Origin of the sequence: Geobacter argillaceus, from assembly GCF_007830735.1 — a bacterium.
In the GTDB taxonomy this organism is placed as follows: Bacteria; Desulfobacterota; Desulfuromonadia; order Geobacterales; family DSM-12255; genus Geomobilibacter; species Geomobilibacter argillaceus.
In genome coordinates, this window is the sequence record NZ_VLLN01000011.1 from 72,045 (window position 1) to 95,179 (window position 23,135).

Annotated in this window: 19 protein-coding genes; 10 read left to right on the plus strand and 9 right to left on the minus strand. The window is 56.9% G+C overall.

The window, feature by feature from the left end:
* The first annotated feature begins 182 nt into the window (after nucleotides 1–182).
* On the plus strand, nucleotides 183–1,136 hold the full coding sequence (locus tag JN12_RS10445; RefSeq protein ID WP_145022251.1) for a LysR family transcriptional regulator: 954 nt from the start codon (nucleotides 183–185) through the stop codon (nucleotides 1,134–1,136).
* A gap of 49 nt (nucleotides 1,137–1,185) precedes the next feature.
* Here the strand turns inward: JN12_RS10445 and JN12_RS10450 are convergent, their stop codons facing one another.
* The 8 genes from JN12_RS10450 to JN12_RS10485 form a co-directional block, all read right to left on the minus strand.
* A complete protein-coding gene (locus JN12_RS10450) occupies nucleotides 1,186–3,087 on the minus strand; it encodes a PAS domain-containing sensor histidine kinase (RefSeq protein ID WP_246125833.1) in 1,902 nt (633 codons plus the stop codon).
* A gap of 10 nt (nucleotides 3,088–3,097) precedes the next feature.
* On the minus strand, nucleotides 3,098–4,540 hold the full coding sequence (locus JN12_RS10455; protein ID WP_145022257.1) for a VWA domain-containing protein: 1,443 nt from the start codon (nucleotides 4,538–4,540) through the stop codon (nucleotides 3,098–3,100).
* Nucleotides 4,541–4,542: 2 nt separating this feature from the next.
* Nucleotides 4,543–5,445, minus strand: coding sequence for an AAA family ATPase (locus tag JN12_RS10460; RefSeq protein WP_145022260.1), 903 nt, complete (start codon nucleotides 5,443–5,445; stop codon nucleotides 4,543–4,545).
* 103 nt (nucleotides 5,446–5,548) lie between these two features.
* Nucleotides 5,549–6,754 carry an iron-containing alcohol dehydrogenase family protein gene (locus tag JN12_RS10465; RefSeq protein ID WP_145022263.1) on the minus strand — a complete coding sequence of 402 codons (1,206 nt, stop codon included), beginning with the start codon at nucleotides 6,752–6,754 and terminating at the stop codon, nucleotides 5,549–5,551.
* A 466-nt stretch (nucleotides 6,755–7,220) separates the two neighbouring features.
* Entirely contained in the window at nucleotides 7,221–8,321 is a 1,101-nt protein-coding gene (locus tag JN12_RS10470; RefSeq protein ID WP_145022266.1) for a radical SAM/SPASM domain-containing protein, read from the minus strand.
* Between the two features lie 231 nt (nucleotides 8,322–8,552).
* Nucleotides 8,553–9,935, minus strand: coding sequence for a sigma-54-dependent transcriptional regulator (locus JN12_RS10475; RefSeq protein WP_145022269.1), 1,383 nt, complete (start codon nucleotides 9,933–9,935; stop codon nucleotides 8,553–8,555).
* Nucleotides 9,926–11,137, minus strand: a complete 1,212-nt coding sequence (locus JN12_RS10480; RefSeq protein WP_145022272.1) for a two-component system sensor histidine kinase NtrB — start codon at nucleotides 11,135–11,137, stop codon at nucleotides 9,926–9,928. Before JN12_RS10480 ends, JN12_RS10475 begins: the two co-directional genes overlap by 10 nt.
* Nucleotides 11,137–12,309, minus strand: coding sequence for an iron-containing alcohol dehydrogenase (locus tag JN12_RS10485; RefSeq protein WP_145022275.1), 1,173 nt, complete (start codon nucleotides 12,307–12,309; stop codon nucleotides 11,137–11,139). Before JN12_RS10485 ends, JN12_RS10480 begins: the two co-directional genes overlap by 1 nt.
* Before the next feature lie 700 nt (nucleotides 12,310–13,009).
* Here JN12_RS10485 and JN12_RS10490 point away from each other — a divergent pair.
* The 5 genes from JN12_RS10490 (at nucleotide 13,010) to JN12_RS10510 (ending at nucleotide 16,515) form a co-directional block, all read left to right on the plus strand.
* Nucleotides 13,010–14,251 carry a porin family protein gene (locus JN12_RS10490; protein WP_145022278.1) on the plus strand — a complete coding sequence of 414 codons (1,242 nt, stop codon included), beginning with the start codon at nucleotides 13,010–13,012 and terminating at the stop codon, nucleotides 14,249–14,251.
* A gap of 59 nt (nucleotides 14,252–14,310) precedes the next feature.
* Nucleotides 14,311–14,583: a DUF4242 domain-containing protein gene (locus tag JN12_RS10495; RefSeq protein ID WP_145022281.1), complete on the plus strand. Its 273-nt coding sequence runs from the start codon at nucleotides 14,311–14,313 to the stop codon at nucleotides 14,581–14,583.
* A 79-nt stretch (nucleotides 14,584–14,662) separates the two neighbouring features.
* Nucleotides 14,663–15,193: a hypothetical protein gene (locus tag JN12_RS10500; protein ID WP_145022284.1), complete on the plus strand. Its 531-nt coding sequence runs from the start codon at nucleotides 14,663–14,665 to the stop codon at nucleotides 15,191–15,193.
* A gap of 45 nt (nucleotides 15,194–15,238) precedes the next feature.
* On the plus strand, nucleotides 15,239–15,520 hold the full coding sequence (locus JN12_RS10505) for a hypothetical protein (protein ID WP_145022287.1): 282 nt from the start codon (nucleotides 15,239–15,241) through the stop codon (nucleotides 15,518–15,520).
* 125 nt (nucleotides 15,521–15,645) lie between these two features.
* The gene (locus tag JN12_RS10510; protein WP_145022290.1) at nucleotides 15,646–16,515 is read left to right on the plus strand and encodes an SHOCT domain-containing protein; all 870 of its coding nucleotides are present in this window, start codon (nucleotides 15,646–15,648) and stop codon (nucleotides 16,513–16,515) included.
* A gap of 91 nt (nucleotides 16,516–16,606) precedes the next feature.
* Here JN12_RS10510 and JN12_RS10515 read toward each other — a convergent pair whose 3' ends face one another.
* Nucleotides 16,607–18,547: a sigma-54-dependent Fis family transcriptional regulator gene (locus JN12_RS10515; protein WP_145022293.1), complete on the minus strand. Its 1,941-nt coding sequence runs from the start codon at nucleotides 18,545–18,547 to the stop codon at nucleotides 16,607–16,609.
* Nucleotides 18,548–18,918: 371 nt separating this feature from the next.
* Here JN12_RS10515 and JN12_RS10520 point away from each other — a divergent pair, with 371 nt between their 5' ends.
* The 4 genes from JN12_RS10520 (at nucleotide 18,919) to JN12_RS10535 (ending at nucleotide 23,017) form a co-directional block, all read left to right on the plus strand.
* The gene (locus JN12_RS10520) at nucleotides 18,919–20,394 is read left to right on the plus strand and encodes an aldehyde dehydrogenase family protein (protein WP_145022296.1); all 1,476 of its coding nucleotides are present in this window, start codon (nucleotides 18,919–18,921) and stop codon (nucleotides 20,392–20,394) included.
* A gap of 240 nt (nucleotides 20,395–20,634) precedes the next feature.
* Nucleotides 20,635–20,856, plus strand: a complete 222-nt coding sequence (locus JN12_RS10525; RefSeq protein ID WP_246125834.1) for a ribbon-helix-helix domain-containing protein — start codon at nucleotides 20,635–20,637, stop codon at nucleotides 20,854–20,856.
* Between the two features lie 2 nt (nucleotides 20,857–20,858).
* Nucleotides 20,859–22,175, plus strand: a complete 1,317-nt coding sequence (locus JN12_RS10530; protein ID WP_246125835.1) for a radical SAM/SPASM family putative metalloenzyme maturase — start codon at nucleotides 20,859–20,861, stop codon at nucleotides 22,173–22,175.
* 110 nt (nucleotides 22,176–22,285) lie between these two features.
* Nucleotides 22,286–23,017: a polyprenol monophosphomannose synthase gene (locus tag JN12_RS10535; RefSeq protein WP_145022302.1), complete on the plus strand. Its 732-nt coding sequence runs from the start codon at nucleotides 22,286–22,288 to the stop codon at nucleotides 23,015–23,017.
* The last annotated feature ends 118 nt before the right edge of the window (nucleotides 23,018–23,135 follow it).

Below are 23,135 nucleotides of genomic sequence, written 5' to 3' on the forward strand. Positions count from 1 at the left end.
AATAATAATTGCATATCAATAATGCATAAGTTATATACTGACTATGCATGATGTGTATTGCTTGTGATAATATACTGATATGTAAGATGTAATATTGATGCTCTGGATTGAGTGGTGGCGGTTTGTCGAGAAAACGCTGTCACTAAAGCGGCTGGTGGGTGCCGTGCGTAGAAGAGGGTTGCATGGCAAAGAAATCTCATTCCATTGTCAGTGAATTGCGCTCCATGGACCTGAACCTGCTTGTGGCACTACGTGCACTGCTCGACGAACGCAACGTCTCACGAGCCGCAGAGAAGTCCGGACTGAGCCAGCCGGGAATGAGCAGGGCGCTGCAACGCCTGCGATCCATGTTTAACGATCCATTGCTGGTCAAATCGGAGCAGGGCGGCTATGAGCCGACTCCCCGAGCGGAGGCCATAGACTTCGCACTACGGCAGGTTCTCTTTGACATCCAGAACATCATTGCCCCGCCAACCTTTGACCCGGCATTGGCAAAAGGGGATTTCCGCATTCTTGCCCTGGATTACGAGCTGGTCGTTCTGTTGCCGAAAATTGTGTCGAGAGTTCGCAACGAGGCGCCTGGGCTCAACGTCTGGACGATAGCGCCAAAGATGATGAATACGCAGGAAGGAATTGATTTCTCGCCATTGATAAAGGGAGATATCCATTTAATATTGTCGGCATTTACGTATACCCACTCCGGCATCTACAGACAAAAGCTGATGGAGGAAACCAATGTCTGCATCAGCTCCGTCAACCACCCGGATGCAGGGAGTCACCCTTTCCCTCTGGAAAAACTCGTAAGTCTTGATCATTTATGGGTCGATATCATCGGTCCCGATCCCGGAGCCATCGACGAGACACTTGCCATGTGCGGTCTGTCGCGAGAGATCAAGCTATCAGTCCCCAGTTTTCTCCTGGCGGGATATACCGTGGCCACTACCGACTTGATCGCTATCATGCCGAGGCGAGTCATGCAGCCATTTGAGGACGCAGGCTTGATTTCAATCATGGAGCCACCCATTGAGCTCCCAGTATTCACCATTTACCAGTATTGGCATGAGCGTTACAATAAAGACCCCCTGCATGTCTGGTTTCGTAAGCTAGTCCTGGACGTTGCACGGACTTTCAATTGATTATTCCCTTACCGCTGCGGGTTATTCCGGTAATAATCTTAATGGAACCTTAGTACGAGTCGCTGGCTGGCAACAGCACCGTGAACAGGGAGCCCTTGCCCAGTGAGCTTTCCACCCGGATCTCTCCGCCGTGGCGCTTGACGATGTCGTAGGTCAGGGCCAGGCCGAGGCCGATTCCCTTGCCCACCTCCTTGGTGGTGAAGAACGGGTCCCAGATCCGGTCGATGGTGTCCTGGGCGATGCCGCAGCCGGTGTCGTCGATCCTTATGGCGACCATGGCGTCATCGGTAAGGGTCGTCGTCACCGTCACCCGACCTTTGTCGGTGATGGCCTGGTGAGCGTTGACCAGCAGATTCATGCATACCTGGCGCAGTCCTGACGGATCGCCCATAACCCGCGGAAGATCTGCCTGCAGGTCGGTGGCTACGTCGATCCGGCGATAGACCGGGTGGTGCCGCAAGAGGGCGAGGATCTCCCTGAGGACCTCGTTCATGTCCACCAGGGAAACAGTGCCGTCCGACTTCCTGCCGAAGCTGAGCAGATGGTCGATGATCCCCTTGCAGCGGTACGACTCCCTGACGATCACCTCCAGGTAATGGGGAAAAACGTCCAGCCGATTGTCGCTCTTCAGGGCCGGTTCGTCGCGGAAGCGGCGCAGCAGCGCCTCTGCGCAGCCGGCCACCGAGGTGAGCGGGTTGTTGATCTCGTGGGCGATGCCCGTGGCCAGCACACCGATGCTGGACATCTTCTCGGTCTGGATCAGGTGCATCTCCTGCAACCGTTTCCGGGAAACATCACGGAAAAAGAGCAGTGCCCGGTTATTCCCTCCCAGGGCATCCCTGATGGGGGTGGCGGTGATGTCCACATACTGGGTCCGGTGGCCGTCACGCAACGAGACATGGGAGGTCTCGACCCGTTCCCCCCTGATCGCCCGTTCCACCGGGCAGTCGTGTGACACGGCAGGCGATTCCGGATGGAAGAGTTCCCGGCAGGACCTGCCGGACCGGATTTCCCTTGGGTAGAGCTGCGGGCCGATGAGGTTGTGGTGTTGGACCCGGCCGTCGTGGTCGTACACCACGATGCCGTCGCTGATGGAGTCGAAGATCGCCTGCAGTTCGTTGGTCTTGTTCCGCAGGTCGACTTCGGCCTGCTTGCGTTCGGTGATGTCCTGGGTCGTGCCGTAGAGCCGTACCACCTTGCCGGCACTGTTCACCGCCGGCTCGACGATGGTATAGACCCACCGGGAGGTTCCGTCGTCGAACTGCAGGCGGTGCTCGATCTCGTAGCTCGTGCCGTGCTCGACACCCATCTGCAGGTTCCGCACGACCGCTTCCATATCCTCCGGGTGGACCACGCCGGCGAATGCCTCCTGGGTTGTCTCCTCACGGCTGAGCCTCATGATGCGCAACAGTTCGTCCGAGGCGTTCACCTCGCCGCTGGCCGGATCGAAGCTCCAGGACCCCACATGGGTCATGGACTGGGCCTTGGCCAGGTTGTATTCGCTCTCCGACAACGCCTGGTCGGCCTTCTTCTTTTCGGTGATATCCACCAGTACGGCCAGGCATTCCTCGCCCGTTGCGGTGACCATGGCCTCGATCCGCACGTAGAGCGGCCGGTTGTCGCGCTGCGAGAGCCGCAGCCTGCAGGTCTCCTTGCCATGGGAACTAAAAACCGTGCGCAGGTAGGTGCTGAAGACGAAGCAATCCTCGTCGGCGACGAAAGATTCGAAACGTTGGCCGATAAGGTCGCTCTGGACGATTCCCAGCAGCCGCTCGCCAAAAAGATTCACCGACTGGATGGCCCCCTCGCGGTCGAAGGTGAAGTACCCCACTGGTGCGAAGTCATACAAGAGGGCGTACTTGTTGCGCGATGCCTCCAGTTCTTCGCGGGAGCGGCGCAGTTCCTCGATGTTCGTACCCGGTTCCACCTGAACGTCACGTTGAAGTTTCACAGCTCGATCCTTAGCGCCGCGTCTCATATTTGATGCCGAAGCGTTCCCGCCAGGCAGGGCTGCTCGGGTTGTTCTGCATCCAGAACGTGCGGTCTTTGGCCGCCTCGGCCTGGCCGTAGTAATTCCGGTAGTCTTTCGATTCTTCCTCCCGCTCCCTCTGCAGGTGGTCCCGGCGTTTTCTCGGAGCATGATCCGTATAGATGCTGCGGAAGAGGTCTTCCAGAATCAGGCTCAGCTCGTCGACATTCTTCACCTGCTCCACCTTGTCACAGTAAGCCCCGTACTGTTCGATCAGGCAGTCGCCCCTGGTCCAGGTTTCACGGTCCTCCGGAGTCAGCCACAGCAGATAGCCCGCTTTCTCCCTGATCTCGTCCATGACCCAGTCATTGGCTTCGTTGTAGTTGTTGCGCGCATCTCCCAGGAAAATGATCGTCGGGTTGCCCCGCATGCTTTCCAGGTGTCTTCTCTTGAAGTTGACCAGTACCTTGCCGTAATCGCTGTTCTCGTCCATATCCACAATCGCGCCCGAGTCGATGATCTCCAGCAGGCAATTTACCGGCATGTTCGTGAGCAGGTCGGTGATTTCAGCCAACTCCTGGTTGAAGATAAAGCTGCGTACGTCCATCAGCCTGTTGTGCAGGGTGTGGAGGAGGAGCAGCATGAAGCGCGAGGCGTAGCTTACCGAAAAACTGACGTCACAAAGCACCACCAGCCGCGGCCTGACCTTTTTCTTGCGCCGTAGCGACACCAGGAACGGCACCATGTCGTTCCGGTAGTTTTTCTGGAGCGTCCGGATGACGTGCAGTTTCCCCCGGTTCTGTTCTTCCTTTACCCGCCGCACATCCTTGCGGATACGGATCAGCATGCGGGATACGACTTCATGCATGTCGGCGATCTCTTCGGGCGTGAAGGCGGGATTGCTCTCCGTGCCCCAGCTCTTGCTGAAGGCGGCCGAGGGGAGGTTCAGCAGGTTGAATTCTGACGGTTTGGGGGCCTTGTTCTTGCCTTTGTACCCCTTCATCCGCACCTGAATTTCCGGACCGTCCGCATCCTCTTCCATCTCTCTCAGCCAGTCGAGATTTTGCAAATCTTCGGCCGTAAGCTCCCGGGCGCCGGAGAGCATGCGGGGCTTCTCCTCCTCCCGCTTTTCCAGCATCTCGGCGGTAAACTCCTCACCCTCGACGATATGGAAATAGGCGCCCATCAGGTCTTCCGGGTTGATAAAAAAGGGGTTTTCCGGCTGATAGCCGAAAAACGAGTCAAAGATATCATTGAACCCGGGAAAGTCGTTGGCATTCTTCACCAGGGTCAGCTGGAGCAGCGCCCGAACCCCCTCCCTTCCTTCAACACCGCCCAGTGACAGCGCATTGACCGCATCGAGGCACTCCCCGGGTGACACCCTTATCCCTGCTTCCCGCAGGGCATGAACAAAGCGGGTGACAACCGTTTCCATGGCTACCTCAATTCCTGAGCGGCAAGTTCTCTTACCATCTGCAGGTCAGCCTGGTGTTTGGCAATCACTCCAACGGTGTTGTCAAGCAGTTCCCTGGTGAGTTTCGCGGCATTCAGTATGGTCAGGACGTTGGCCCAGTCAAGGGTTTCGGAGACACTGGGCGGCTTGCGCATATTCAATTCTCGGGCCTTGCGCAGAAAGGAGACCATCTGCAGGGCCAGATCTTCACAGATTGCCGGAAAGCGGGTCCGGACAATGGCAACCTCGCGCTCCAGTTCGGGATAGCCTATGTAGAGATAGAGGCAGCGACGGCGGAGTGCATCGGAAATCATACGGGTGCCGTTGCTGGTAAGGATTGCCAGCGGTTTATGAACCGCTTCAATGACCCCCAGTTCGGGAACGGAGACCTGGAAATCACTCAGGCACTCCAGAAGCAGCGCCTCGAACTCATCACCGGAACGGTCGATCTCGTCGATCAAAAGGAGCGAGCGCTTTTCCGAAAGGAAACTGCGCAGGATCGGCCGCTGCACGAGAAAGTTTCGGGAAAAAAACAGGCTTTCCTCCGCAGCAAGTCGCTCGACAGCCTCACGCAGGTCGGCCGAAACGGAGAGGTAGCTGTCAAGCTGGGTCCGCAGGAGTTGGGTGTACAGGAGCTGTTTGCCGTATTCCCAGTCGTAGAGCGCTTTCCCCTCGTCGATTCCTTCATAGCACTGCAGCCGAACCAGAGGGAAATCCATGGCCGTGGCGAGGGTCTTGGCCAGCCCGGTCTTGCCCACGCCGGGAGGCCCTTCGATCAGGATCGGCTTCTCCATCCGGAGAGCCAGGAAGACGGCGGTGGCAATGGCGTCATCGGCAATGTACCCGCCTGAACGGAGTACGATCTTTACCTCTTGTTCGGTGATCATTGCGAAACCTCGTGAGGGGTGAGGCGTGAGGGGTGAGGAGCCAATAATGAAAAAGTGAGGAGTGAGGAGATGTTTCCCCTCACTCCTCACTCTTCACTGATTCTTACATGCAGCCTTTGAATACGGCGCGCATTTCGTGGAAGCCCACATCCTTCGGGTTCCCTTCGGAGCAGATGTCGGCGGCGGCAAACTTGGACAGGCCGTCCAGGTCTTTTTCCTGCAGACCGAGGTCTGCAAAGCGCTGGGTGATGAACAGCTCGTCCTTGAGCTCCTGGATGGCGTCGATGAACTTCTCGCCGGCCTTGTAGTCGGACAGCCCGGCAACATCGATATCGGCTGCTTTAGCCATCATCTTGAAGCGCTCGGGGCAGGCCGGCAGGTTGTAGCGGCAGACGTCCACGAGGGCGATGGCGTTGCAGAGGCCGTGCGGAGCATCGTACAGACCCCCCATGGCGTGTGCCATACTGTGAACGATGCCGAGACCGGCGCTGTTGAAGCTGTAGGCAGCGGCCATTTCAGCCCAGACCATCTGCTCGACGGCCCTGTCGTTGTTGCGGTTTGCGGCGGACTGACGCAGGTTCTGGAATATTTCGGTGATGGCCCAGAGGCCCGGACCGTAAGCGGACTGCACGCAGAGACGGGAAGCGATGGCTTCAACGGCGTGGGTCAGGGCGTCCATGCCGGTGTAGGCAACCAGTTCCTGGGTCATGCACTGATGGATCAGTGGGTCGTTGACGGACTTGCTCGGCGTACAGTTGGGATCGAAGAGAGCCATTTTGTACATCTTCTCGGTGTGGTTGATGATCGAGAAGCAGGAGACTTCCGAACCGGTGCCCGAGGTGGTGTTGATGGCCAGATGGGGGATCTTGTTCTTCTTGGTAGCCTTGAAGGCGCCTTCGAAGGTGCGCACGTCCTGGCCGTCGTGGCTGTAGACCAGTTTGATGGCCTTGCCGCAGTCGTGGGAGCTGCCGCCGCCCAGGGTGATCATGCCGTCGAACTTGCCGGAGGCGAGGGCCTTGGCGCCTTCCATGACTTCGTGATCTTTCGGGTTCGGGGTAGCCTTGTCGAAAACTTCGGAGGCCACACCGGCGTGCTTGAGAACACCCTGGATAGCCTCGACGATCCCGGTACCGCGCAAACCGGTGGTGACGATCAGAGCATTATTGATACCAAGGGCCTTGGCGTCATTGCCAACCATGGTATGGGCACCCCAGCCGATATTCACGGAAGGATAGGCGTGCTGCATCTTGATCGGGTACTCAGTCCTCTGCTGGGTAAGGGTCCGCTTTACATCTCTGAAATGTGGCATCTGTACTTCCTCCTTTGGGTGGTGTGTGCTCATTTTTTGTGGTGCTGCAGTGATTGCGCTGATTGTGATGTGTCCCTGCGTTCATGAGACTCTTTGCTGAGTCGTGTCACCTCCTTGATAACCTGGTTTTATGATTATTCCTGTTTTCAGGAAGCATGCTCTGCTGGTGCCGTTTGATGCGTTGTGCTGTCCTTGTATTTCCTGTATTAGCAACTCTGGTGCCATGTTTAAACAATGGTTTGAAAACAAGCAGTTGTGGGTATTTTGCATGTTTTGTGCGAGGAGAAGGAAAGGGTGGTTAGGGGAATAAGGAAACAGTTTTTTATTGAACTGCCACTGTCGGGGCGTGGAAATTATCCCCACCGGGGAATTTTGCCGCGATACGGGTCTTGAGAGAGGAGGGTGGACCAGAATTGATCAGTAACGTGGGGGGGATATCTGTTGATCAGCGGATCAACAACGTGGCTCAGTTGCCTTTGCCCGATCGTTTTCGTTGGGAGATGGTTTTTCGCGCCTGGCAGCGGTCGTCCGGCGCTCGGAGATCCCCGCAGCTACCCCATGCCCGTCCCATACAGCCGCCACCACAGGCTTGTCGTTCGGGGCAATCCAGGCATCCTGCCAGCGTATCGGGTCTCTGGCTGCTCGTCCGGCGCAGGGAGGACCAGAGGGGTGCACCTTCCGTGAAGGCGGCAGTCAGCCCCTTTTCGAAAACCCCTGATACGGAGAACTGGGGAATATGGCAGAGGAGACAGGGAAAGAGCCTGCCGTCTGGGGTCAGGTAGGGGTTCTCGACGAATGTGCAACATTCGGTGCGGGGAGTTGCTTTGCGCCATTCCAGGGCGGCTACGGTGCCGATCCGATCATAAAGCTCGCGAAAAACCGGGTCGTTGTCGTAACGGTCCAGCAGTTCCAGAAACTGGGCAGGATCGGGTGGCGTGACAGCGGCTGAGTCTTCGGCGCGGCCGCAACGGACAAGCGTGCCGGAGGTGACACTGCTGATCGACATATCGTCGGCCAGTTTCAGCAGGGCCGGGAGTTCTGCCAGGTTGTGGCGCATTTCGGTGAAGAAGATGGCGAGGCGCGGTCCCAATCCTCCGGCAACGAGCCGGCGAATCCCCTCCAGTGCGGCCTTGTGGGAACCGCTGCCCCGCACCAGGTCGTGGGCTGGTGCCGTAGCGCCATCCAGGCTAACCTGGATGGCAAGTCCCGGAAAGTCCAGGGCACGGAGTGACGACACGTCTTTGTCGGTTAAGAGCATGGCATTGGTCTGTAACGAGATGCTGCGGAAGCCGGTCGAGCGTGCCAGCCCGACCAGCCCCAGCCAGCCGGGATGGCAGAGCGGTTCGCCGCCGGTCAAGCGGATGCCTGTGCCGGCAACTGTGGCAAATTCGGTGATCAACCGGCGGAGCAACGGTTCGGGTGCGTGACCGGTCGCTGTGGCCGTGCCCGCATCGACCCAGCAGTGACGACAGGCGATGTTGCAACTGCCGGTGATGGAGAGGGTGAGGGTTTTGGGTGGACACAACCCTTCCCGGCGGAGCATGTCGGGGATGTCGATCGGGGTCATCCTGTATGTCGCTTTCTTGCAGCACCGCCGACGCCGGACGAGCCGGGGGGATCATCCGTAACTCCACGGGCATCACGGTGGCCGGATGGGTAAAAACGCCACACTTTGGGGCGGACCGGTGCCGTTGGCCGGGGAGGTCGGTGTGGTAAAACGCCACATTGTGGAAAAAATACCCAATAATTCTGTGCCACCAGCTGTTATCGCTCACTTGGCCGTACCGCGGAGGGTGCATCACGCCTCCAGACCGTACCGCTCCAGCTTGGTGTAGAGAGTCTTTCTATCGATCTCCAGCAGTTTGGCAGCCCGGCTCTTGTTCCGGTCGACCATCTCCAGCACCCTTTGGATGTGGTCCCGTTCCACGACCCAGAGCGGCTGCGAAACGGTCACCGACGTTGTCGTCCCGTTGCTCGTTGCGATGGGCGGGAATGTTTTGGGCGGCGCAAACGGCAGCAGGTCGGCAGTTATGACCGGTTCCGTGGCCAGGATGCAGGCACGGCGAATGGTGTTGCGCAGTTCCCGGACATTGCCCGGCCACTGGTAGGCCCGCAAGGACGCCATCGCTTCTTCGGTGACCTCCCAGTGCCGGGAGTCGTTCTCGCACCCGATCTTGATAAAATACCAAGTGAGGGGAATGATATCATCCGGCCGTTCGCGAAGTGGCGGGATGGTGATCGGAAGCAGGTTCATCCGGTGGAAAAGGTCTTCGCGGAATTCTCCTCTGTTCACGCACTCCATCAGGTTCTTGTTGGAAGCAAAGACAAAGCGGACGTTGACGTGGATGTCGTGGTTCCCACCCAGCCGGCGGAAGGTGCCGGTTTCCAGGATGCGGAGCAGCTTGACCTGGACGTCCAGCGGCATTTCCGAGACCTCGTCCATGAACAGCGTGCCGGTATCCGCCAGTTCAAAGAGCCCGGCGCGTCCCTTGCTGGCGCTGGTGAAGGCGCCCTGCATATGGCCGAAGAGCTCGCTTTCCGCGGTGTTGACGTTCAGCCTGCCGCAGTTTACCGTGACGAAAGGCTTGTTGATGCGCCTGCTGGCATCGTGTACGGCCCGGGCGATCAACTCCTTGCCGGTGCCGCTCTCGCCGAAGATAAGGACATGCTCGTCGGTCGGCCCCCAGCGCTGCACGGTTTCCAGTACCTTCTGGATCACCTGGCTCTTGCCGACGACCTGGTGGTTTTCGAACCGGTTGATCTCCAGTTTCAGGTTGATGTTTTCGAGTCGCAGACGATTCTTGTCGATGGCCTTGTCGATGACGATCTCCAGTTCGTCGAGCTTGATCGGCTTGGTCAGGTAGTCGTAGGCGCCCTGCTTGATGCATTCCACGGCCGTTTCAATGGTGCCGTGACCGGTGAACATGATGATTTCCGGGATGGCTGACTCGATGCGCATATGCTTGAGTACTTCAACCCCGTCCATGCCGGGCATCCGCACGTCCAGCAGCACCACATTGAAATTCTCCTCCGTATACTTGGCCAGCCCCTCTTCGCCGCTCGCGGCAGCCGTCACCTTGTAGCCGCTTCTCGTGAGCTCCATCTGCAACAGTTCCCGAAGCGGGTTTTCATCCTCGACGACGAGTACTTTGGCATCCCTGCGTTCTTCCATTACTGACATATGGGCAACCTCACGGTAAATCTTGCTCCCTGGTTTTGCTGGCTTTCCACGCTGATTTCCCCGCCGTGCCGCTTGACGATGTTATAGGTGACGGCAAGCCCGAGACCGAGCCCCTGACCGACCTCTTTGGTGGTGAAGAAGGGGTCCCAGATCTGGTCGATGGCATCCTTGGGAATGCCGCAACCACTGTCCCGTATCTGGATGGCAACGGTCTTTTCGTCAAGCAGTTTTGTCGTTATCTCCACGACACCGGGACCCTGTATCGCCTGGTGGGCATTGATCAGGAGGTTCATGCAGACCTGGCGCAATCCGGCCGGGTCGAAGGCTACCTGTGGCAGTTCATCCTGCAGGTCGGTCGCGATCTCGATCCTGTCGTAACGGGACTTGTGGCGGATCAGTTCCAGCACCTCCCTGAGCACTTCGTTGATGTCCACCTTGCCGCTTGAGCCGTCCGATTTCCTGCTGAAGCTGAGCAGGCAGTCGATGATCCCTTTGCAGCGGTATGCCTCGCGGATGATGACCTCCAGGTATTTGGGGAATTCATCCAGCCTGGCGTCCGTTTTCATCGACGGCTCGTCGCGGAAACGTCGCATGAGCGCCTCTGCGTAGCCTGCCACCGAGGTGAGCGGGTTGTTGATTTCGTGGGCCACGCCGGCAGCCAACAGGCCGATGCTCGACATCTTTTCCGCCTGCAGCAGGTGCAGTTCCTGGAGCCGTTTTTCGGTCACGTCACGAAAAAAGATCAGGGCGCGGTGCCGCTCTCCCTGCGGGTCTTCAATGGGGGTGGCCGTTGCGTCGACATACCGGGTCTTCTGCCCTTCCTTGGCAATGACCATGGAGGTTTCCACCCGTTCGCCGAGCAGGGCTCGTTCGACGGGACAGTGCTGCGACACTTCCTGTTCCGGATGGAAGAGTTCCCGGCACGACCTTCCGGAGAGTGTCTCCTGGGGGAAAAGGGTGGGGCAGATGTGGTTCCGGTGCTGGACCAGACCGTGGTGGTCGTAGATGACGACCCCGTCACTGATGGAGTCGAAGACCGCCTGCAATTCATTGGACTTGCTGCGCAGGCCGATATTGGCGGCCTCGAGTTCCTGGATCTTCTGTTTGACCTCGGCATAGAAGCCGATCTTGGAGCTCTCCAGCCCCAGGATCCGCTCCAGGTTCTCCTCATTGATAAGGGTGCGCCGGGCTACCTCGGTCATCAGTATGCCCTCTCCAGAATCCTCAGCAGATCGTCGGCATCTGCCTCCCGGGGCGACGTCACGATGCAGACGTCGTTCAGGGCGCGTCTGGCGAGTTCGGGCAGGTCCTTTTTCACGACGCCGATACTCCTGAGGCTGCGGGGGGCGCCACTGGCGTCCAATAGGGATTCCAGGGTCTCCTGCACCTTCTCGCCGGCCCCCTTGATATCGCCGTTTGCCCGGTGGCCGAGCCCCCATGCCAGTTCCGGCAGCTTATCCGATACCACCGGGATATCGTAGCGGATCACCTCGGGAAGCAGGATCGCATTGATGCTGCCGTGATTGGCGTCGTACATTCCGCCGATGGGGTGGGCCAGGGCATGGACGATCCCGAGCAGCGAGTTGGAAAAGGCCATGCCGGCATGCAGACTCGCCCGTGCCAGGTTTTCCAGGTCATCGGGGGTCCGTTCGCGCACGGCAGTGACCAGGCTCCCGGTTAAGAGCCGCAACGCCTTGATGGCATGGACGTCAGTGAGGGTGGTGGAGGCAACGGAGAAGAACGCCTCCATGGCATGGCTGAGGGCGTCGGTGGCGGTGGTACAGACAAACTCCTCGGGGAGGGTGAAAAGGGTGTCCGGGTCAGTGAGGCTGATATCCGGTGCCACGCAACGGCTCATGATGGTCAACTTGCACCGCCGCTGCGAGTCGTTGATGATGGCGAACTGGGAAACGTCCGAGCCGGTGCCGCAGGTTGTCGGGCAGAGCACCAGGGGCGGGAGGGGGCGGCTGATCTTGTCCGACCCCTCAAAATCCCGGATCTGGCCGCCGTTGGCCGCCAGAATGGCGATCGCCTTGGCTGCGTCCATGGAACTGCCGCCGCCGAGGCCGACAATGACATCGCACCCGTGGCGCAGGTATTCCCTGGTCCCCTCCTCAACCTCGAAATCCTTCGGATTCGTGGTTATGTTGTCGTAATAGATGAATTCCAGCCCGGCTTCCAGCAGGCTCCGCATGGCCTTGTCCACCCATCCGGCATGAAATAGCCCCTTGTCGCTTACCAGGAATACCTTGTGTCCCCCCAGGCGGCGGGCACATGAGCCCACATGCCTGAGAAGCCCTCTGCCGAAAATGATTTCAGGCACCTCAAACTTGCAGTGCTGCAGGAAGCCGCTGTCGTTGGAACTGTGATTCATTCACTCACCTTTTAGTGATATGATTAAATTAATTTGAATTATCAATGTGTTAAGTGGTTCGTGGTTACCTGAAATACTATAGCAATGCCCGTGCCAACAAGTCAAACGAAGTTTTAAGGCTATCATCGTTTCTGACTTGAAAGGAAAGGAATCTTCATGCGCAAGGGATAATCAGTCTAACATGAGTTATTTCTTAAAAAGGGTTGTGAATATTCTCTACGCTGTGGAACTACTCCCCATACGCCATACAGTGGCTTCAGTAGCCGTTTTACACGTTTTGTGACGTTTTGCCACAGATCGGCGATTGAATGCGGTTGGGATAGCCTGATTGGTAACTAATTGAAAACAAAATACAAAACCATTGTTTTATTTCTGGCACCATGGTTGCACATGGCAATGGTGATTGTGCTGGTAACGATGGAGTCCTCCCGGATGAGGCTTGGAAGGGAAACCCTTGGAATAAGGCTGTCGCAGGGGAGCAACTAGGTGTCTGGCCGTGCCGTTGTTGACAAACCGCACGTCTGGGCTTGCTGCCACAGGTGAAAACCATATTTGGGAATGAACTGCGGCAGGGCAGGGCACCGATTCAATGCTGTAATGCCATGCCAAGATTTGCTTCTTGGCACCAGGAACATCACGATTCTTGTCGTAGCCCACGGACGGTCTTGGCAGATACATACATCAGGTAAAGGAGGTTCTCATGAAAAGAAGTAATCTGTATGGTGCGATTGCGGCCATGATGTTGGTCACCGGAGTTGGTACGGCGAATGCGGCGTTTGTCGTTGGCGGTGAGAACGGCTGGCAGCTCAGCACTGACGGTATCGTCGATGTCTTTTCCGTCTATCAGACGACCAGTCCGAAGCCTGCGGCTGCCAGGTTTACAACATTTCTCAACAGTACGGCGGATCAGTACCAGAACTTCGGGGTCAAGGTAGGGTTGCTGCCGTCGGTGATCGCCTTCAACGTCAAAGCCCCCACCGTTAACGGTGTGGAATCGTCGGTCCGGGTAGGTATCTATCCGAGTATCCAGAACAAGAACCAGGATATGAGGTTTGAGACCAGCCCCAACATCGACTTCCGGGAATTTTTCTATACCGCGAAAGGTAAGTATGGGGAGCTGCTTGCCGGCCGCGCCCTGAACCTCTACCAGGGGAAGAACATCCTGACCGATATGACGCTCCTCACGGCAGGCGTTGTACCGGCCCCCGGTACGACCACTACTCTCGGCCATATCGGCTACGGCTATCTCTACACCAACTTCGGCCCGCAGATCCGCTATACCACCCCTGATCTCAACGGCGTCAAGGTCGCCCTCAGCGTCAATGAGCCGTACAAGATCAGCTCCGATACCGCCAAGACCAACAGTCCGCGCATCGAGACGGAAATCTCCTACGCCACGGTCCTGGGCGGTGGCACAAGCCTACAGGCTTGGGCGTCCGGCCTCTACCAGAGCGCAACCCGTAAAGCAGGTGTAGCGCGTCCCGGTGAGGATAACCAGTCGATCGGCGGCGCTGCAGGCGCCAGCGTAGGCTTCGGCGGTATCGATCTGCTGGCCTCCGGCTATGTGGGCGAAGGTCTCGGTATGATCAGCGCACAGGATGGCGATGCGTTCGGCTCATCCTCGACGGATGCCGCCGGCAAGGAGCGGACTCACTTCGGTTTCCTGGCCCAGGCGACCTACAAACCGACCGCTGATATCAAACTCGGGCTCAACTACGGCCAGAACCGTCAGGTGGCGAGCGACGACGACAAGGTCAAGCTCGGCGGGGTAGGCTTCAGCGTCCCTATGTTCAAGCAGGAAGCAGCCTCGTTCATAGCCGTTTACAACTTCAACAAGTTCACCCAGTTTGTCGCCGAATACAGCTACGCCCAGAATACCTGGCAGGACAGCCAGACCCAGCACTCCAACAGCTTTGCCATCGGCACGATGTTCTACTGGTAGTCGGTCCGTATCCGGGGGCACAGAGCTGTGCTTCCCGGGCAACGAAAGGAGATGCAGCCATGCCAAAATATGTCATCGAACGTGAAATCCCGGGCGCGGGCAATATTCCTCCCCGGGACCTTCAGGCCATTTCCCAGAAATCCTGCAGTGTCCTCAGCGGGCTCGGACCACAGATTCAATGGGTGCAGAGTTATGTTACCGACGACAAGATCTATTGCATCTACATCGCTCCCAACAAGGAAATGGTTCTCGAACACGCAAAGCAGGGCGGGTTTCCAGCCAACAGCGTGGCCGAAGTGAAGTGCATGATCGATCCGACCACTGCCGAATAAACCGGGCACCCAACCCTCTCCCCGTAGCCGCCAGCGACGTCGGACCGGAGAGCGCATACAGAAAGGTAAGGAGAACGATATGACTTTAGCTCTACTCGTATTGATCAGCATTATGTGGATTCCGGTCGGCATGTTTTTCCTGGGATACGGGGAAGCAAAAAGCACCGGTTTTGTCAGCGCAGTTGTCGGTATACTGGTTGTCATCGGCGCGACTCTTCAGGCAGCAGTATTTACCGATCCCTTCACCGCCGGGCTGCTGTTCGTGTTCGGGGTCCTGTATCTGCAGACTGGCCATGCCCTTTTGACCGGCGTGACAGACCTGCGCACCGTCGGGAACGGTGCCCTGCTGGTTGGCATCGTCTGTGCCGTGTACGCGTTTTTCTTTGCCACCGGTGGCGGTCTGAAGCCCGACGGGAAGACGATTATCGGCGCAGCCCCCTATCTGGCATTCATGAACGTTACGTTCGTCGTTATCTGTTTTACCGTTACCGGCGTGACGTATGGCAAGATCAACCCCAAGGTTGCAGCAGTGATGTTCATTGTTCTCACCTTTACCTGTCTTCTGACCCCGGCATTTTCTCTGATGGGATACGGAAAACTTCCTTTTTAGGGTAGGATAGATACTATACAACGAACGAGCATAAAGGAGGGACGCATGAAAAAGAGTGCCGTAATTCTCATAGCCGCATTCCTGCTGTCATCAGCAGGGTCTGTCATCGCCCAGCAGACCAATGAGGAAAAGGTCATCTGCGAGCTTGCAGCCAAGAATTGCCTGAACAAGGTTGAGATCATCCAGAAGAGGGTCAACAAGATCAACGCAGAGATAAAGAAGGGCTCCAAGACCTATTCCGCTGAAGAGCTGAAAAAGCTCGAACAGAAGCTGCAGGAGACAAAAGAGCTTCTGGACAAGCTTGAGGGCACGGCGCCGAAGAAGTAACACCGGTGGACGAGCTTCATCCGGTGATGTAAGCTTGGGGTCAGGTCGCAGTTCTGATGCATATCATGATCTGCGATCTGACCCTTTGGTGTTTCGTTCACTCCTCGCTTCGATGGAGGTATCACATGAATAGTGCCATTCCCGGCGTGCCGCGGCTGATTGCCAACAGACTCCCGATACTGCTGATTGTTGTCATGATGGGTATCTGCGGTTGCGCGCACCAGCCGACGATCGCGTCCGCTCCTGCAACATATCTCTGGCAGTCGGGTGACCAGTTCGTCGCCCTGGTGCCGACGGAACAGTCACCCGGCAGTGTGCCGAGCGACCACCCGGTATCGCTCGGCCAGGACAGGTTGAGGGGAGCGCTGGCTTCGCTTGAGTGGCAGGATTCGGCTGACGTCAAGCCGGTCCAGCTTCTTACCGATTACGAACTGTCGATCCTGGCAGAGCAGATAACGGTTGGCCTTGCCAAGGCAGCACCCGGTGAAGAACTGGTCTTCGCCCTGATCGGCAATCACCCGGCTTTCATGGGACTTGCCAAACGACCCCAGGTGACCACGGGGCGCGTATTCTATTCACAGGGGAGAGTAAATCTGATCCTGGGAATGGTGCACGAGGAGTTGGGCAAGAACGATGACCGCCGGCTGCAGCCATTCGTTCCCGGGTCGCGGGGAGCACCGGCAGGGTTTGCCGGGCAGGTAACGGTACTGCCGGAGGTAGGAGAAAAGCGCAGAGCCGACTGGCTGATTATTAATCCGGCTGCGGTGATCCCTTTGCCGAAGCAACTGCCGAGTCTCGGCACAGTTCCTACGCCGGCAATTGATGCCGTTCCGGTTGCCGGCCCCGAGCGGGGAACCCCCCAGCAGCCGGGCCGGACCGATAAAGGGAAGCGCATCGAAGAGCGGCTGATCCTCCTGAACGATCTAAAGGAGAAGGGGCTGATCACGGAGCAGGAATATCGCACAAAACGGCAGGAGATCCTTGGGGATATTTAGAGCTTGTGCACGGTCCTACGCGGCAGTTATTTACGAATAAGCTCTTAGAACATGAAGGTACGTTCGCTGCAATTCGAGTCAGTTGTCGGGCTCAGCAAAGGGGATGTTCCCGCAATCTGCGATACAGGGTATTCCGGCTGACTCCCAGCCTGCGGGCAGTGGCCGATATGTTGCCGTCATGCTCATCGAGCGTCTTCCTGATGACCATGATCTCCAACCGATCGAGAGTTACAGGCGCGGCAAGCAGCGAGGAGCCGGCATCTGCGCCAGCCTCTGCCGATGACGGAAAGGTTTCCCGGTACTGTTCGAGGAAGTCTTCCGAGAGGTGCTCGGCGGTGATCTCACGGTCGTCGCCAAGGAGTGCGACGGCTGTGCGCAGGATGCTGTGGAGTTGGCGGATGTTTCCCGGCCACGGGTGCCTGTCAAAGATGGCACGTACCTCCTCGCTGATCCGTATGCTCCGGCCGGGGCCTCCAATTTCCCCGGCAATGGCGCGGGCCAGATTCAGGCGGTCTTCCCTGTTTCGCAGGGAGGGAAGGGAAACCAGCAGTCCGTTGAGCCGATAATACAAGTCTTCACGAAAGCGTCCCGCGGCGACTTCTTCCCGCAGTTTTCGGTTCGTAGCGCAGATGACGGCGATATCCACCGGAAGCGATTCACTCCCGCCCAAGGGAGTTACTTCCCGCTGCTGCAGCACCCGTAGCAGGCGCGCCTGGAGGGCCAGCGGCATATCGCCGATCTCATCCAGAAACAACGTGCCGCCGTCAGCCTGCCGTATTCTCCCGAGCTGCCCTTTCCGTTTGGCGCCGGTAAAAGCCCCTTCCTGATAACCGAAGAGCTCCGCTTCTATCAACCCTTCCGGTATTGCAGCGCAGTTCAGGGCCACAAAACTGCCGCTCCTGCGCGGTCCGCTATTGTGCATGGCCCGTGCAAAGAGTTCCTTGCCAGTTCCGGATTCCCCCTCCAGCAAAACCGGTATGGCATGTCCCAGCACCTTGTGCACCTTTTCAATGGCCCTTCGCATCATCGAATCGCCGAGGTCGAGGGTCTCCAGCGTCAACTCCGCAGAGGATGGACCAGCAACCTTCATGTTTACCGTTCTCTCCCGGGCACCTGAAAGGGGGGCTCTCCATCTCCCGAATATATGCGTATCGTTGCACGTGCAGAGCGGCAGAACCTGCCCTTCACGGGAAATCACCGAGTGAAACGGCATATCGAACAGTTCCGCAAAGTCAACCTCTCTGTAGTTATACCGATCCAGCCCCAGGTGGAGAAGCGCGCTGCGGTTGGCAGCCTTGAGCTTCCCTCTACTGGTAAATACCGCTATTGCCTCGTACAGACTCCCTATGAATTCAGGCCGTCTGTGAAAATAAAATACTACATCCTCCTCAAATCCCGATGCAAACATCTGATTCTCTATCTGCTGCGCCGAAATCTGAACCAATGCCATTGTGTGCTGCTGGTAAGAGCGGTAATCTCCGGAAACATCCAGAATGCCCAGGATGGTGCCGTAAGGGTCAAAAACAGGAGAGGCCGAGCACGATAGAAAACTGTTAACCGCCGCGAAGTGTTCCCCACTGTTGACCCGGACGGGAAGCTGTTCGACCAGGGCAGTACCGATGGCATTGGTGCCGCGGAACTCTTCCGACCAGACCCCTCCGGGCTGCAGGGAAACTCTGCGCGCACGATCGATGAAATCGACGTCGCCAAGGGAATCAAGAATCACTCCTGATTTGTCAGCGAGAATGACTATGCTGGACGTATCCTGGATCTGCTCGTACAGGTTTTCCATGACCGGCCGTGAATGTTCCAGAAAGAGCCGGTTCCGAAAGGTGAGATGATCCAGCTCCTGCCGGGACAGAATCGGCTGCTCGATCTGTGCCATCTCCGCATCGATCCCATTGGCAATGGAGCGCTGCCAGGAACGGACGATGGTTTCGGGTACCAACCCGGTGGGGAGCACCCCTCTGGAAAAGAATTCAGAGCGCGCCCGGTTTATTTTGACTTTACTGACCAGAGGATATTTTTGCATGACAACCACCGAAATTGATATTTTAGAAAAAAGTTTTATAAAACAATAACTGCGCCAACAGCCAGAACTGCTCCATAATTTCACAGTTGCCATGTTAACAGATGTGCCATTTTGAAACAACTTACTTCCAATGAAGTCGATAAAAATTGATGAAATCGTTCCTTCTTCCCTCGGCGAGATATATAGGATATCCTGATAACCTGTTGCCGAAGTTGCATTTTTCAGTTTACTTACCGGCATGTGATCAAACGTAGTTCTAAGTATGGCATGCTCTCTGCTATAGCTGATTCCAACGACTTGGTATCTCATTAAGTACCGGTCTCCCTGCTGGCCAGACAGGTGATCTCCAGAAATTCAGAAAGGAAACGGAAATGAAAAAACCGATGGATGACAGTTATAGGCTCTATATCAATGGGAAGTGGGTGGATGCCAGCACTGGCAAGACTACCGATACCTACTGCCCGGCAACCGGCGAGCTGCTCGCCACCTGCGCCGATGCAAGCAGGGAAGATGTGGACATGGCCGTCAAGGCTGCCTGGAAGGCATGGGACAGCTGGAAAAAAATCGGGCCGCAACAGCGCTCGGCCATGTTGTTGAAGATTGCCGACCTGATTGACGCCAATGCGGAAAAACTTGCCTTGGTGGAAACCATGGATAACGGCAAGCCGATCAGGGAGACCATGGCAGTGGATGTCCCTCTTGCCTCCGATCATTTCCGCTATTTTGCCGGCGCCATAAGGACTGAGGAAGGGCAGGCGGTAATGATCGACGACAACACCATGAGCATCGTCCTGCGTGAACCCCTCGGCGTGGTGGGACAGATTATCCCCTGGAACTTCCCGCTGCTCATGGCTGCGTGGAAGATCGCGCCGGTGCTGGCCGCCGGAGACTGCACCGTGATAAAACCTTCATCGACAACCCCTCTGAGTCTTCTGGAACTGGCCAAGCTGCTCGATCAGGTACTCCCCCCGGGGGTGGTGAACGTCATAACCGGTCGCGGCTCAGGTGCCGGTAATTACATGCTGGAACATCCGGACTTCCGCAAGTTGGCCTTCACCGGCTCCACCGATATCGGCTACCAGATCGCCGAAGCAGCAGCCAAGAAGCTCATCCCCGCCACATTGGAGCTGGGAGGAAAGTCGGCCAATATCTATTTCCCGGATTGTCCCTGGGAAAAAGCCATAGAAGGCTTGCAGATAGGAATTCTCTTCAATCAGGGGCAGGTCTGCTGCGCCGGTTCCCGCGTCTTTGTCCATGAAGATATCCATGATCGCTTTGTTGCCGATGCCGTGAAGGCGTTCAACAAGGTCAAAGTCGGTATCCCCTGGGAAAGGGATACCGTTATGGGTACCCAGGTTGACGAAGGCCAACTCAAACAGATTCTCGAATATGTGGAAATCGGCAGAAATGAAGGCGCAACGGTGGCGTGCGGCGGCGTCAGGGTAACCGAAAACGGCCTGGACAAAGGCGCATTCATGAGGCCAACCCTGTTGACCAATGTCACCAACAAAATGAGGGTTGCCCAGGAAGAGATCTTCGGGCCGGTAGCGGTCGTGATCAAGTTCAAGACCGAGGAGGAGGTCATCGCAATGGCCAACGATAATGAGTTCGGTCTTGGCGGGGCGGTCTGGACCAAAGACATCAATCGCGCCCTCCGGGTTGCCCGTGGTGTGGAGACCGGGAGGATGTGGATAAACAACTATAACAACCTGCCGGCACACGCCCCCTTTGGCGGCTACAAGAAGTCCGGCATTGGCCGCGAAACCCATAAGGTGATTCTCGACCATTACTCCCAGATGAAGAACATCTTCATCAGCATGAGCGAAGAGAAAGTCGGCTTGTATTGACCGCTCTAAGTCACTGGCCGATTCCCCCTCCCCCGTAGTGGGGAGGGGGAATCATGAAACGGGCGTGGTGTAGCGCATCCAGACCTGCATCCCTATCGCGGGTTGCCGCCATCACCTGTTGGTGAGGCAATTTGCGGCAGTTGTGGAACAACTCCCCAATCCCTTCTCCGCTTCCCCCATTAGGCGACGCAGAGAAATGTTGTGTATATAGATCTGTTGGATATAATGGGGGAACCGGATATGGCACGCAACAAAGCGAAAAAGAAGAGTTACGTCATTTCCATGCGTATCTCCGATGAAGAGCGGCAGCTGCTGGAAGAGGTCATGAAGCATCAGCATATAAGTAGGATTTCCGACCTGGTGCGTCAGGGGATCGAATTGGTCAAGAAGACGCCGTCATCCGACCTGATTGGGATCGTGAATTCCGATCAGGTGTCCCGGATATCCAATCAATTTTGGTGACAATGGATCATATGGATGTGAAGCATAAAGCGTTACAGGAGTTCCCGCGGAAGCTCTTCGTTGAGGTCACCACCCGCTGCAACCTCAGCTGCTTCATGTGCGTAAAGCAGAACCAGGAGGGACTGATCGAAGACGGTGACCTCTCACCGGCACTTTTCCAGCGGCTTGAGCCACTCTTTCCCCAGTTGGAAGCGCTTATCCTGAACGGTATCGGCGAACCGCTTCTGCACCCGCACCTTGAGGAGTTCATCCGGCAAGCGAAGGCGCAGATGCCCGCAAACGGGTGGGTGGGGTTTCAATCCAACGGCCTGCTCATGACCAACCTGCGGGCACTTTCGCTGGTTGATGCCGGCCTCGACCGGATATGTCTCTCCATTGATGCTCTAACACCGGAAAAATTTCGCCAGATGCGCGAAGGAGGGGAGGTGGAAGGGGTTGAGCGGGCCATTGCCGCTCTCAATGCCGCAAAGAAGCGATGTAACCGGCCGGAGGTGAGGGTAGGAGTGGAGTTCGTCGCCATGCGGGGCAATCTGCGGGAACTACCTGCAACCCTGCGCTGGGCGGCACAGAAGGGGGCAGCTTTCGCCATCGTTACCCACGTCCTTCCCTACGACGCCGATCATGTCGATGAGACAGCCTTCGGGAGCTGCACCGACAAGGCCCTTGCCCTGTTTCAGGAGTGGCAGGAGCGGGCCGGTCGGGAGAATATCGATCTTGGCCGCTATTTTGAGGTGCGCTGGCGGAAATACGCGAGAGAGCCGGGAGAGCAGGCCGTCGTGGAGATGGTTGAATCGATGAAAAGGGAGGCGCAACGGCAGGGTATCTTTCTTGACCTGAAGAAGCTCCTCCTGGTAGATTTCGGGATGATTGAAGAGACAGCCGGGGTCTTTGACGAGGTGCGTGAGGTTGCCCGGGAAACCGGTCTCGACGTCAGACTGCCGGAGATCACCCTCCGTGAACAGCGGAGTTGCAGCTTTGTGGAAGACGGGAGCGCTTTCGTCTCCTGGCAGGGGGACGTATCGCCCTGTTACTTCCTCTGGCACCGCTACCAGTGCTATGCCAGCGGCTGGCACCAGTCGGTGAAGCCGAAGGTGTTCGGCAACCTGGCCGATCAGGGGCCATTGGCGATCTGGAACAGCCCTGAATTTCGCACCTTCCGCAGCAGTGTGCTGGCCTACGACTATCCCTCCTGCGTCAGCTGCGCTCTGGCCCCTTGCGACTACGTGCAGACCGAGAAGTTCGAGCAGGACTGCCATATCGGGAATGTGCCGTGCGGCGCCTGTCTCTGGTGCATGGGGGTGTTCCAGTGTCTCCGTTAGTGTGTAAAGGTTGTGCTTAATACCGCACCCCTTTCCCTTGACTTGTTTTGCTTGGTTCGTTTAATCTGCTATTGGCTCAACTTAATACCGCTGCACATTGGATACCCTCTTTGAAAGCTTTGGTGGTTATTCCTACCTATAATGAGCGTGGGAATATTGAAAAGATTATCCCCCAAATCCTCGCCCAGGATGAAGGCATCCATATTTTGGTGGTGGATGACAATTCGCCGGATGGGACCGGTGAAATAGCCGATCGTTTGGCCTCTGTCAACGAACGAATCCATGTATTGCACAGAAGCGGCAAACTTGGACTCGGGTCTGCCTACCGGGATGGCTTTCGCTATGCCTTGGAACAGGGTGCCGGCAACATTATCGAGATGGACGCCGATTTCTCCCACGATCCGGCAATGCTGCCGGTTTTCCTCGAAAAAATACAATCTGTCGACATGGTTGTGGGATCACGCTACCTGAATGGGGTGAGTGTGGTGAATTGGCCGTTACGCCGGTTGATGCTGAGCTATTTCGCCAGTGTGTACACCAGAATCATTACCGGGCTCAAGCTTTCCGATTGCACCAGCGGCTTCAAATGTTTTCGCAGGGAGGTACTTCAGGCAATCGACCTGACGAAAATCCGTTCCGATGGCTACTCGTTTCAGATCGAGATGAACTATCGCTGCCATGAGAAAGGTTTCAGGATCGGTGAGGTGCCGATTATCTTTATCGATCGCCACGCCGGGACATCCAAGATGTCGCGGCAGATTGTCCTTGAAGCAGTTGTCATGGTGTGGAAACTTAAGATCGGGTCAATTCTACGCAAGCTTACCGGGAGGGGCGTTCAGTGATAAATGAAGGATGGGGGCTGGTAAGTCAGCTTGGGCTGTGGGGATGGATCGGGTGCACAATCGGCCTGATTCTGAGCTCATTCCCACGACGGGAGTTGTTTGTAACGGCAAAGGCCAG